Genomic DNA, 13146 nt, shown 5'->3' with positions numbered 1-13146 from the left:
CGGGGGGAGAAGCATGTCCACGACGACGAACACCATCCCGTCGGTCAACCTGCTGCCGTATCACGAGGCCCGCAAGGCCGCGCGGCGCAAGAAGGTCTATTCGCTCCTGGGCGGCGCGGCAGCCGCCGGGGCGGTCATCGTGCTGATCGGCGGGTTCTATATCGACTCGCAGATCGAGGCCGTGACGGCGCGCAACGCCGTGCTGCAGCAGGCCAACACGCAGATGGATGGCCAGATCCGCGAGGTCAACACGCTCAAGAAGGATATCGAGGCCCTGCTGGACCGCCAGCGCGCCATCGAGAGCCTGCAGGCGGAGCGCAACCTGCCTGTGCAGCTGCTCGAAGAGCTGGTGCGCCAGGTGCCGGAAGGCGTCTACCTGACCAGCCTGAAGCAGACCGGCGACAGCTTTGTCATGGCTGGCGTGGCGCAGTCCAACGAACGCGTGTCCGAACTGCTGCGCAATATCGACCAGGTGACGTGGCTCGACCGCGCCGAACTGGTGGAATCGAAGGCCGTGACGATGACCAACAACCTGCGCGAGCAGCGCCGGCTGTTTGATTTCTCGATGCGGTTCTCCTATCGCGCGCCGGAAGTGCCTGGCGACAAGAAGAAGGGCGCCGCCTCCGATGCCGCGGCCAAACCTGCAGCGGGGAAGGTCTGATCATGGCACTCAATTCGGATATTTCCCTCAATGACCTGACCGCGCAGTTCCGCGGCCTGAACCTGAACGAGCCCGAGACCTGGCCGGCCGCGCCGCGCCTGCTGTTCTCGGCGCTGGCCGCCGTGATCGTGCTGGTGGTCGGCTGGCAGTTCTACTGGAGCGACAAGAACACCGAACTCGAACGCAAGCATGCGGAGCACGAGACGCTGAAGCAGTCGTTCAAGACCAAGGTGGCGCAGGTGGCCAATCTGGACGCGCTGCGCGCCCAGAAGACGGAGGTGGAAAAGCGCGTGGCGCTGGCCGAGCGCCAGTTGCCGAACAGCACCGAGATGGATGCGCTGCTGGCCGACGTGAACCACGCCGGCGTGGCGCGCGGCCTCCAGTTCGAGCTGTTCAAGCCGCAGGCCGCCGTGGTCAAGTCGTATTTCGCCGAAATTCCGGTGAACCTGAAGGTCACCGGCCGCTACCACGACGTCGCGCTGTTCAACGCGGACGTGGCGGCGCTCTCCCGGATCGTTTCGATGCGCAACCTGAACATGGCGGTGGCCAAGGACGGCACGTTGTCGATGGAAGCGCAGGCCATGGCCTACCGCGCCCTGGATCCGGACGAGCAGGCGGCCCAACGCCGCGCCGCCGCGGACGCTGCCGCCAAGAAGGCCAAGGGAGGTGCCAAGTGAGCCGGTTGACACATCGCCCCCCGCATCGCATTGCCATGATGTCACGCACGTCCCGCACGCCGCGCCGGCTGGCAGCCGCCGCTGTTGCGATGCTGGCCGCCACCACGCTGACCGCCTGCGGCGCCAGCGAGGACGAAGGGCTGCAGCAGTGGATGAGCCAGACGCGCGCCGCCAAGGCGCCGCCGCCGGAGCCGCTGCCCGAGGTCAAGCCGTACGTGCCGCGCGAATACGGCGGCCGCACGTCGCCGGAACCGTTCGCGCAGACCAAGATTGGTGAGCTGAACAAGACGATGTCTGAGTCGCCGGAGGCCGGACGGCGACGCGAGCCGCTTGAGGAATTCCCGCTGGAAAACTTCAAGATGCTCGGCATGCTGAAAAAAAACGGCGAGACCTACGGTGTCGTACGCGTAGATAACAAGATCCACCACGTCAAAGTGGGTCAGTATCTCGGCCAGAGTTATGGCCGGGTGGTCCGCATCAACGATCAAGAGATCGTGTTGCGCGAATTGGTTCGGGAAGGGGTCTCAGATTGGAAAGAGAAAATGACCAGCCTGAAGCTGGAGGCATCCGCATGATCACGGCACGATGGTACCGGGCGCTTGCGGGCGCAGCAGCGATGGCATTGGTGCTGGCCTCTCCGGCCGCACACGCTCAGACTAACCAGCTCAAGCAGGTGGAAGCCAACGTCGTTGGCGAGCAGACCGTGTTCACGGTCGACCTGCAAGGGCCGCTCACGCAGAAGCCTGCGGACTTCACCACGCAGAATCCGGCGAAGATCGCGATCGACTTCTTCGACACGGGCTTCCCTGCCGGCCGTGCGCAGTACGAGTACGCCGGCAAGGTGCTCAAGAGCGCCAATGTGATGCAGATCGGCGACCGCACCCGCGTGGTGCTGAACCTGAGCCGCTCGGCCACGTATCGCACGGAAGTGCGCGGCAACCAGTTCGTGGTGTTGCTGGACAACGTGGCGCAGACCAGCACGACGTCGGCACCGACGTTCGCGGCCAGCCCGGCGCCGGCCCAGGCGGCCAACCGCCCGGCGCTGCGCAATATCGACTTCCGGCGCGGCACCGACGGTGCAGGGCGGGTGGTCGTGGACCTGTCCTCGCGCGACTCGGGCATCAATATCCAGCAACAGGGCCAGAACCTGGTGGTGGACTTCATGGGCACCGCGCTGCCGCAGGACCTGCGCCGCCGCTTCGACGTGACGGACTTCGGCACGCCGGTACAGGGCATGCGCGCCAGCGACGCCAACGGCAACGCCCGCCTGACCATCGAGCCGCGCGGTAACTGGGAGTACAGCTCGTACCAGACCGACAACCAGTTCGTGGTGGAAGTGCGTCCGGTCAAGGATGATCCGAACAAGCTGATCGCCGGCCAGGGTTACCGGGGCGAGCGCCTGTCGCTGAACTTCCAGAACATCGACATCCGCTCGCTGCTCCAGGTGTTCGCCGACTTCACGAACCTGAACATCATCACGAGCGACACGGTGCAGGGCAACCTGACGCTGCGTCTCAAGGATGTGCCGTGGGACCAGGCGCTCCAGATCGTGATGGATTCGAAGGGTCTGGCCTCCCGCCGCAACGGCAACGTGCTGTGGGTGGCACCCAAGGCGGAACTGGCGACCAAGGAGAAGCTGGAACTCGAGGCGGCGCAGCAGATCACCGAGCTCGAGCCGATCCGCAGCCAGGTCTACCAGCTCAACTACCAGCGGGCGGACGATGTGCGCCGCATGCTGCTGGGCCAGAGCACCGGCGGTTCGGGTGCCAGCTCGGGCGGCGTGGCCGCGGGCGGCGCGGCCGGCACGATGGGCGCGACGCGCATGCTGTCCAAGCGCGGCTCGCTGACGGCTGACCCGCGTACCAACCAGCTGTTCGTGTCGGACGTGGCGAGCAAGCTCGAGGAAGTGCAGAACTTCCTGACGAAGATCGACATCCCGGTGCGCCAGGTGATCATTGAGGCACGTATCGTCGAGGCCAGCGACACCTTCAGCCGGAACCTCGGCGTGAAGCTGGGCTTTGCCTCGCAGCGGTCGGGCGCTGGCTACGGCAACTCGTACACCAACGTGGTGAGCCCGATCACGCAGGACGCCACGTGGGATAACGGCCCGGCCCTGAGCCTGCCGGCCGCCGCGATCAACGGCACGAACCCGGCATCGGTGGCGTTCAGCATCTTCAACGCCGGTGCGGGCCGCTTCCTGGCGCTCGAACTGTCGGCGCTGGAAGCCGACGGCAAGGGCAAGATCATCTCCAGTCCGCGCGTGGTCACTGCCAACAACATCAAGGCGCTGATCGAGCAGGGCACGGAGTTGCCGTACCAATCCGCCACGTCGAGCGGTGCCACCTCGGTGCAGTTCCGCAAGGCCAACCTGAAGCTCGAGGTCACGCCGCAGATCACGCCGGAAGGCAACGTGCTGCTGGATGTGGACGTGAACAAGGACAGCGTGGGTATCCAGACCACCAACGGCTTCGCCATCGACACCAAGCACGTGCAGACGCAGGTGCTGGTGGAGAACGGCGGCACCGTGGTGATTGGCGGTATCTACAGCCAGGAAGAGAGCAACAACTACAACAAGGTGCCGTTCCTGGGCGATATCCCGGTGATCGGCTACCTGTTCAAGAACAACGCCAAGGTCAACAACCGCACCGAGCTGCTGGTGTTCCTGACGCCGCGTATCCTGAACGACAACGTGTCGCTGAAATAACCGCGCCGGGTGCAGTACCGGGCCCGGATGCAGTAGACTGAGAGGCCGCGTCGCTTGCCGACGCGGCCTTTTTTCATTGGCGGCGTCGTCAGGCAGCCAGGCCGGAAGCGCGCGATGCCGCGTGATGTATTGTCATCACCTGTTTTGCGAAAGTCCCGGCCGGGGCGATAATGCGAAGCCGCCAGGCACCACGCCTGCTTGACCTCGATACCCCAGTGACCGCGCAAGCCACTCGCCCGAATCTCTTCTTCGTTGGCCTTATGGGCGCCGGCAAGACTACCGTCGGCCGCACCGTGGCCCGGCGTCTCAACTACCCGTTCTTCGACTCCGACCATGAGCTCGAGGCGCGTTGCGGCGTGCGGATTCCGATTATTTTCGAGCACGAGGGCGAGGCGGGCTTCCGCGACCGCGAGGCGCACATCATTGCCGAGCTGGCTTCGCGCCAGGGCATCGTGCTGGCCACGGGCGGCGGCGCCGTGCTGCGCCCGGAGAACCGCGAGGTGCTGCGCGCCAATGGCACCGTGGTCTACCTGCGCGCGAGCCCGCACGACCTGTGGCTGCGCACCCGCCACGACCGCAATCGCCCGCTGCTCCAGACCCAGGACCCCAAGGGCCGGCTCGAGGCGCTGTACGCCGAGCGCGACCCGCTCTACCGCGAAGTGGCGGATTTCATCATCGAAACCGGCAAGCCGTCCGTGGCACAGCTTGCTAATATGGTTCTGATGCAACTTGAGATGGCCGGCTTTGTGTTTCCGCCCGCGGAAGCCATCCCGGACGGCGATGCGGCCACGCCCGCGGCGCCGGACCAGCCGGCGCAGGACACCCATTCATGATTACGCTTGAAGTCGACCTCGGGACGCGCAGCTACCCGATCCATATCGGTGGCGGTCTGCTCGACCGCGCCGAATTGCTGGCGCCGCACGTGCGCGGCCAGCACGCCGTCATCGTCACCAACGAGACGGTCGGCCCGCTGTACGCCGCCCGGGTGGAAGCCACGCTGGCCGCGCTCGGCAAGACCGTGCGCGTGGTCACGCTGCCGGACGGCGAGCGTTTCAAGCATTGGGAAACCCTGAACCTGATCTTCGATGCGCTGCTGAGCGCCGGCGCCGACCGCAAGACCACGCTGATCGCACTCGGCGGCGGCGTGGTGGGCGACATGACCGGGTTTGCCGCCGCCTGCTACATGCGCGGCGTGCCGTTCGTGCAGATGCCGACCACGCTGCTGGCGCAGGTGGATTCCTCGGTGGGTGGCAAGACCGGCATCAACCACCCGCTCGGCAAGAACATGATCGGCGCGTTCCACCAGCCGAACGCGGTGATCGCCGACATCGACACCCTGCGCACCCTCCCGGCCCGCGAGCTGGCGGCCGGTCTGGCCGAGGTCATCAAGCATGGCGCGATTGCCGATACGGCCTACTTCGACTGGATCGAGACCCATATCGCCGGCCTGAACGCCTGCGATACCAGCCTGATGGCCGACGCCGTGCGCCGCTCCTGCGAGATCAAGGCCGCCGTGGTGGCCCAGGACGAGCGCGAGGGCGGCCTGCGGGCGATCCTGAACTTCGGCCATACCTTCGGCCATGCCATCGAGGCGGGCATGGGCTACGGCGAGTGGCTGCACGGCGAGGCGGTGGGCTGCGGCATGGTCATGGCTGCCGACCTGTCGCACCGGCTGGGCTTCATCGATACCGAGACGCGCGCGCGCATCCGCGAGCTGACCCGGGCGGCCATGCTGCCCGTGGTGGCGCCGGAACTCGGCATCGACCGCTATATCGAACTGATGAAAGTGGACAAGAAGGCCGAGGCGGGCAGCATCAAGTTCATCCTGCTGAAGAAGCTTGGCGATGCTTTCATCACCACCGTGCCCGACGCGGACCTGCGCGAGACGCTGCGCCACGCGACGTTGAAACCCCCAACCGAGGCACCGGTCGCCTGAACCCGCGATCGGCCATGCCTTGCAACCCCAAGCCCCGCCACCGGATTGCCGCATGACCGACCTCGAATCCCACCTCGCCCCGTACGCCGCCCACTCGTCGCAGTCGCGGGGGCGGGTGCATGCCGAACCGGCGTCGTCGTCGCGCAGCGAATTCCAGCGTGACCGCGACCGCGTGATCCACAGCACCGCGTTCCGGCGCCTGGAGTACAAGACCCAGGTGTTTGTGAACCATGAGGGCGACCTGTTCCGCACCCGGCTCACGCACAGCCTGGAGGTGGCGCAGATCGCCCGGTCCATCGCCCGCAACCTGCGCGTCAACGAGGATCTGGTCGAGGCGATCTCACTGGCGCACGACCTTGGACACACGCCGTTCGGCCATGCCGGGCAGGACGCGCTGAACCTCTGCATGAAGAACCACGGCGGTTTCGAGCACAACCTGCAGAGCCTGCTGGTGGTGGACGAGCTGGAGGAGCGCTACGGCGGCTTCAACGGCCTGAACCTGACGTTCGAAACGCGTGAGGGCATTCTCAAGCATTGCTCGCGGGTCAACGCGGCGGCGCTCGGGGAGCTGGGGCGGCGCTTCTTGGAGGGCGCGCAGCCGTCGCTGGAGGCCCAGCTGGCCAATCTGGCCGATGAGATCGCGTACAACAACCACGATATCGACGATGGCCTGCGCTCGGGGCTGCTGACGCTGGAACAGCTCGACGAAGTGCCGATGTGGGGCCGCCACCGGGCCGAGGTCACGGCCGCATTCCCGGGCATCAATGGCCGGCGCGCCATCAATGAGACGGTTCGCCGCATGATCAACACGCTGATCGTCGACCTGATCGAGACCACCGGGCGCAATATCGCCGCAGCCAACCCCAAGAATATCGATGCGGTGCGCGCCGCCGGGCCGCTGGTCGCCTTCAGCCCCAAGGTCCACGAGGAGGCCGCGGCGCTCAAGCGCTTCCTGTTCCGTCATCTATATAGGCACTATCTGGTGATGCGGATGTCCGCCAAGGCCCAGCGGATCATTTCGGACCTCTTCGGGGCCTTCATGCAGGACTCCCGCCTGTTGCCGCCGCAGTACCAGGCCAGCCATGGCGGCGACCAGCCGCGCCTGATTGCCCATTACATCGCCGGGATGACGGACCGCTACGCGATTCGCGAGCACCGCCGGATCTTCGCCGTCAGCGAGAGCGACTGATCCCGCCACGTCCCGAATTAAATGGGGACGGATCAGGCTATCATGCGGGGATTGCTGATTCACGTTCCTCGAATCCCCCGATGGCGCGCCTTCCCCGATTCTCCCCAGCCGGCTTGCCGGCGCTCGTGTTGCAACGCGGCAACAATCGTCAGCCCGTGTTCCTGGGCCCGGACGACTACCTCCATTACCTCGATTGCCTGCGCATGGCCGCGCGCGAGCATGAACTGGCCGTCCATGCCTACGCGCTGCGCCCAAACCATATCCATCTGGTGGCCACGCCCAAGGGGCCCGATTCCCTGAGCCTGGCGATGCAGGCCGTCGGCCGCCGCTACGCGCGGCACTTCAACCGGGTGGCCAATCGCACCGGCACGCTCTGGGAAGGGCGCTTCCGCTCGGCCGTGATCGAACCCAATGCCTGGCTGCTGCCGGCCATGCTCTATGCCGAAGGCAACGCGCTGCGTGCCGGCGAGGTGATGACGGCCGAAGCCGATCGCTGGAGCAGCTACCGCCATCACGCGGGCATCGAGTCCAGCCCGCTTGTGAGCGATCACTCTGCCTACTGGGAGCTTGGCAACACGCCTTTCGAGCGCCAGTCGAACTATCGCGCGCTCACTGCCGAAGGGCTGTCCGGCAAGACGCTCGCCACACTGCGCAAACATGCCCATAGCGGGTGGCCGCTCGGCAACGAAGCCTTCCTGGCGCAGCTGGAGCGTCACGCCACGCGGCGCGTGCAGCCGTTGCCGAAGGGCCGGCCGCGCCGCGCCAGCGAGGAAGATCTCGACGAGGCTCCGGCCACCGATGCACCAGCCTGAAGAACAAGTGCGCAAAAGTTAATGTGTCCCCATTAAAAATGCGCCCTGAACCGGGGCGATTTTTAATGTGTTCTGACCCCATTTAAAATTTTTGCGATACATTCCCGATTCTCATATAGTTGCTCCACCCACAGTCATTGTGCGGCGCGTCACGCTCGTGTACGCCGCTGCGGTCCCGCTGCCTGCCATCCGCCCGTCAAAGAGGCGCCTGCATCCAGCCACCCCCGTTCGGTCTGCCTTGCCGCGCGCGCTGCCTTCACCGGAATTCAGCCCGTGGACCACTCGCAACACCCCGCCGATCCCATCGATACCGCCGCCCGCCCGCAAGCGCAGGGCCTCTATGACCCGGCCAACGAGCATGACGCCTGCGGCGTCGGCATGGTTGCGCACATCAAGGGCCGCAAGTCGCACGAGATCATCTCGCAGGGCCTGAAGATCCTCGAGAACCTCGACCATCGCGGCGCCGTGGGTGCCGACAAGCTGATGGGCGACGGCGCCGGCATCCTGATCCAGATCCCGGACCAGTTCTACCGCGAGGAAATGGCCAAGCAGGGCGTGACCCTGCCGCCGAACGGCGAGTACGGCGTGGGCATGATCTTCCTGCCGAAGGAACACGCCTCGCGCCTGGCCTGCGAGCAGGAGCTCGAGCGCACGGTGCGCCTGGAAGGCCAGGTCGTGCTGGGCTGGCGTGACGTGCCGGTGGACTGCAACATGCCGATGTCCCCCACGGTGCGCACCACCGAGCCGGTAATCCGCCAGATCTTCATTGGCCGTGGCCGCGACATCATGACCACGGACGCGCTGGAACGTAAGCTCTACGTCATCCGCAAGACCGCCAGCCACGCCATCCAGGCGCTCAAGCTCAAGCACGGCAAGGAATACTTCGTGCCGTCGATGTCGGCCCGTACCGTGGTGTACAAGGGCCTGCTGCTGGCCACCCAGGTGGGCGAGTACTACCTCGACCTGCAGGACCCGCGCGCCGTCTCGGCCCTGGCCCTGGTGCACCAGCGCTTCTCCACCAACACCTTCCCGGCCTGGGAGCTTGCCCACCCGTACCGCATGGTCGCCCACAACGGCGAAATCAACACGGTCAAGGGCAACGTCAACTGGGTCAACGCGCGCACGGGCGCCATCTCGTCGCCGGTGCTCGGCGACGACCTGCCCAAGCTGTGGCCGCTGATCTACCCGGGCCAGTCGGATACCGCATCGTTCGACAACTGCCTCGAACTGCTGACGATGGCCGGCTACCCGCTCGTCCACGCGATGATGATGATGATCCCGGAAGCCTGGGAACAGCACACGCTGATGGACGACAACCGCCGCGCGTTCTACGAGTACCACGCCGCCATGATGGAGCCGTGGGACGGCCCCGCCGCCATCTGCTTCACCGATGGCCGCCAGATCGGCGCCACGCTGGACCGTAACGGCCTGCGTCCGGCCCGTTTCTATGTGACGGAAGACGACGTGGTCGTGCTGGCCTCGGAAGCCGGCGTGCTGCCGTTCCCCGAGTCGCGCGTGGTGCAGAAGTGGCGCCTGCAGCCCGGCAAGATGTTCCTGATCGACATGGAACAGGGCCGCATCATCGACGACAAGGAGCTCAAGGACAACCTGGCCAATGCCAAGCCGTACAAGAGCTGGATCGATGCCGTGCGCATCAAGATGGACGAACTCGAAGCCAAGCCCGAGGACGTGGCCGCCGAGAAGAAGCCCGTGGCGCCGCTGCTGGACCGCCAGCAGGCCTTCGGCTACACGCAGGAGGACGTCAAGTTCCTGATGGCGCCGATGGCGCTGGCCGGCGAGGAAGCCACCGGCTCGATGGGCAATGACTCGCCGCTGGCCGTGCTGTCGTCCAAGAACAAGACGCTGTACCACTACTTCAAGCAGCTGTTCGCCCAGGTGACCAACCCGCCGATCGACCCGATCCGCGAGAACATGGTCATGTCGCTGGTGTCGTTCATCGGCCCGAAGCCGAACCTGCTCGAACTGAACAACATCAACCCGCCGATGCGCCTCGAAGTGTCCCAGCCCGTGCTGGACTTCAAGGACATCGCCAAAATCCGCAACATCGAGCACTACACCGGTGGCAAGTTCCGCGCTTATGAGCTGAACATCTGCTATCCGACGGCATGGGGCAAGGAAGGCATCGAGGCGCGCCTGGCGTCGCTGTGCGCCGAGGCAGTGGATGCCGTGCGCTCGGGCTACAACATCCTGATCGTGTCCGACCGCCGCGTCGATGCCGATCATGTGGCGATTCCGGCACTGCTGGCGACGTCGGCCATCCACCATCACCTGGTGGAGAAGGGCCTGCGCACGTCCGCCGGCCTGGTGGTGGAAACCGGCTCCGCGCGTGAAGTGCACCACTTCGCGCTGCTGGCTGGCTACGGCGCCGAGGCGGTCCACCCGTACCTGGCGATGGAAACGCTGGCTGACATGGCCACCGGCCTGTCGGGCGACCTGTCGCCGGAGAAGGCGGTCAAGAACTTCGTCAAGGCCATCGGCAAGGGCCTGTTCAAGGTGATGTCCAAGATGGGCATCTCCACGTACATGTCCTACACCGGCGCGCAGATCTTCGAGGCCATCGGCCTGTCGCGCGAACTGGTGCAGAAGTATTTCCACGGCACGCCGTCCAACGTGGAAGGCATCGGCATCTTCGAGGTTGCCGAGGAAGCCATCCGCCTGCACCGCGACGCGTTTGGCAACAACCCCGTGCTCGAGTCCATGCTCGAAGCCGGCGGTGAGTACGCCTACCGCGTGCGGGGCGAGGAGCATATGTGGACGCCGGATTCGGTGGCCAAGCTCCAGCACTCGGTGCGCGCCGATGACGGCAAGGGTGCCTACCAGACGTACAAGGAATACGCGAACATCATCAACGACCAGAGCCGCCGTCACATGACGCTGCGTGGCCTGTTCGAGTTCAAGGTCGATCCGTCGCGCGCCATTCCGCTCGAGGAAGTGGAGTCGGCCAAGGACATCGTGAAGCGTTTCGCCACGGGTGCCATGTCGCTCGGCTCGATCTCGACCGAAGCCCACACCACGCTGGCCGTGGCGATGAACCGCATCGGCGGCAAGTCGAACACCGGCGAAGGCGGCGAGGACGAGAAGCGCTACCGGAACGAACTGCGCGGCATCCCCATCAAGCAGGGCGATACCCTCAAGGGCCTGCTGGGCGACCACGTGATCGAGCGTGACCTGCCGCTGCAGGCAGGCGACTCGCTGCGCAGCAAGATCAAGCAGGTGGCATCGGGCCGCTTTGGCGTGACCGCCGAGTACCTGGCGTCGGCCGACCAGATCCAGATCAAGATGGCCCAGGGCGCCAAGCCTGGCGAGGGCGGCCAGCTGCCCGGCCACAAGGTGTCGGACTACATCGGCAAGCTGCGTTACTCGGTGCCGGGCGTGGGCCTGATCTCGCCGCCGCCGCACCATGACATCTACTCGATCGAGGATCTGGCACAGCTGATCCACGACCTGAAGAACGTGAACCCGGTGTCGGACATCTCGGTCAAGCTGGTGTCCGAAGTGGGCGTGGGCACCGTGGCGGCCGGCGTGGCGAAGGCCAAGGCCGACCACGTGGTGATCGCCGGCCATGACGGCGGCACCGGCGCTTCGCCGTGGTCGTCGATCAAGCACGCCGGCACGCCGTGGGAGCTGGGCCTGGCCGAGACGCAGCAGACGCTGATGCTCAACGGCCTGCGCAACCGCATCCGCGTGCAGGCTGACGGCCAGATGAAGACCGGCCGCGACGTGGTGATCGGCGCGCTGCTGGGCGCTGACGAGTTCGGCTTCGCCACGGCACCGCTGGTGGCCGAGGGCTGCATCATGATGCGCAAGTGCCACCTGAACACCTGCCCGGTGGGCGTGGCCACGCAGGATCCGGCGCTGCGCAAGAAGTTCCAGGGCAAGCCCGAGCACGTGGTGAACTTCTTCTTCTTCGTTGCCGAGGAAGCGCGCGAGATCATGGCCCAGCTGGGCATCCGCACGTTCGATGAGCTGATCGGCCGCGCCGACCTGCTCGACATGCGCAACGGCATCGAGCACTGGAAGGCGCGTGGCCTGGACTTCGGCCGCATCTTCTATCAGCCGGCGTTCGCCGCCGACGTGCCGCGCTTCCATACGGACGTGCAGGACCACGGTCTGTCGGTGGAAGCCGGCAAGGCGCTGGACCATGTGCTGATCGCCAAGGCGCGTCAGGCCATCGACAAGGGTGAGCGCGTGTCGTTCATCCAGCCGGTGAAGAACGTGAACCGCACGGTGGGCGCGATGCTGTCCGGCGTGATCGCCAAGCAGTATGGCCACGAGGGCCTGCCCGACGACACCATCCACATCCAGCTGCAGGGCACGGCCGGCCAGTCGTTCGGCGCGTTCCTGGCGCACGGCATCACGCTGGATCTGGTGGGCGACGGCAACGACTACGTCGGCAAGGGCCTCTCCGGCGGCCGCGTGATCGTGCGCACGCCGCACGAGTTCCGCGGCGACCCGACGCGCAACATCATCGTCGGCAACACGGTGCTGTACGGCGCCATCGCCGGCGAGGCGTTCTTCAACGGCGTGGCCGGCGAACGCTTCGCGGTGCGTAACTCGGGCGCCGTGGCGGTGGTCGAGGGCACGGGCGACCACGGTTGCGAGTACATGACCGGCGGCACGGTGGTCGTGCTGGGCGGCACGGGCCGCAACTTCGCGGCGGGCATGTCCGGCGGCGTGGCCTACGTCTATGACGAGGATGGCCTGTTCGACAAGCGCTGCAACACGTCGATGGTGGCGCTGGAGGCGGTGCTCGCCTCGGCCGACCAGGAGAAGGGCCAGCCCAAGTCGCAGTGGCACAAGCAGGGCGGCAAGCGCGAGCTGGACGAGGTGATCCTGCGCAACCTGATCGAGCAGCATTTCCGCTACACCGGTTCGGAGCGCGCCAAGGCGCTGCTGGCGGACTGGACCACGGCGCGCCGCAAGTTCGTCAAGGTCTTCCCGACCGAGTACAAGCGCGCCCTGGGCGAGATGTACGCCAAGGAGCAGGCCGCCCGCGACAACGACCGCGAGGCGATTGCCGCCTGACGGCGCGCATCGGCCATCCCCACGAGACGACGCCGCGCGGCATGCCCGCGGCGCCAACAAGATACTGACCCCACGCGAGGCCGGCCCCGCCGCCTCGCGCCAGCTAGACCAAGGACGCAAC

9 protein-coding genes are annotated in these 13146 nt (G+C 66.1%); all 9 read left to right on the top strand.

Annotation, left to right across the window (positions count from 1 at the left end; genetic code table 11):
- Positions 1-13 precede the first annotated feature (13 nt).
- The 9 genes from AC1DFU_RS23255 (at position 14) to AC1DFU_RS23215 (ending at position 13025) form a co-directional block, all read left to right on the top strand.
- On the top strand, positions 14-661 hold the full coding sequence (locus AC1DFU_RS23255; protein WP_092299361.1) for a PilN domain-containing protein: 648 nt from the start codon (positions 14-16) through the stop codon (positions 659-661).
- A 2-nt stretch (positions 662-663) separates the two neighbouring features.
- On the top strand, positions 664-1338 hold the full coding sequence (locus AC1DFU_RS23250) for a type IV pilus inner membrane component PilO (protein ID WP_092299358.1): 675 nt from the start codon (positions 664-666) through the stop codon (positions 1336-1338).
- A gap of 38 nt (positions 1339-1376) precedes the next feature.
- On the top strand, positions 1377-1913 hold the full coding sequence (locus AC1DFU_RS23245) for a pilus assembly protein PilP (protein ID WP_177219992.1): 537 nt from the start codon (positions 1377-1379) through the stop codon (positions 1911-1913).
- Positions 1910-4042, top strand: coding sequence for a type IV pilus secretin PilQ (locus AC1DFU_RS23240; protein ID WP_092299355.1), 2133 nt, complete (start codon positions 1910-1912; stop codon positions 4040-4042). The genes AC1DFU_RS23245 and AC1DFU_RS23240 overlap by 4 nt, the downstream gene beginning before the upstream one ends.
- 260 nt (positions 4043-4302) lie before the next feature.
- Complete coding sequence (locus AC1DFU_RS23235; protein WP_092299352.1) at positions 4303-4875, top strand: shikimate kinase; 573 nt, start codon at positions 4303-4305, stop codon at positions 4873-4875.
- A complete protein-coding gene (aroB, locus tag AC1DFU_RS23230; protein ID WP_092299348.1) occupies positions 4872-5978 on the top strand; it encodes a 3-dehydroquinate synthase in 1107 nt (368 codons plus the stop codon). The genes AC1DFU_RS23235 and aroB overlap by 4 nt, the downstream gene beginning before the upstream one ends.
- Before the next feature lie 52 nt (positions 5979-6030).
- Positions 6031-7167 (top strand): deoxyguanosinetriphosphate triphosphohydrolase, encoded by a 1137-nt coding sequence (locus AC1DFU_RS23225; protein WP_092299345.1) that lies wholly within the window; start codon positions 6031-6033, stop codon positions 7165-7167.
- Between the two features lie 80 nt (positions 7168-7247).
- Complete coding sequence (locus tag AC1DFU_RS23220) at positions 7248-7979, top strand: transposase (protein ID WP_441593422.1); 732 nt, start codon at positions 7248-7250, stop codon at positions 7977-7979.
- Between the two features lie 378 nt (positions 7980-8357).
- Positions 8358-13025 (top strand): glutamate synthase-related protein, encoded by a 4668-nt coding sequence (locus tag AC1DFU_RS23215; protein ID WP_441593431.1) that lies wholly within the window; start codon positions 8358-8360, stop codon positions 13023-13025.
- Positions 13026-13146 lie beyond the last annotated feature (121 nt).

The organism is Cupriavidus sp. 10L45 (assembly GCF_056395225.1).
Note: the sequence above shows the minus strand (reverse complement) of the source record. Positions and strands in the feature narration are given on the sequence as shown.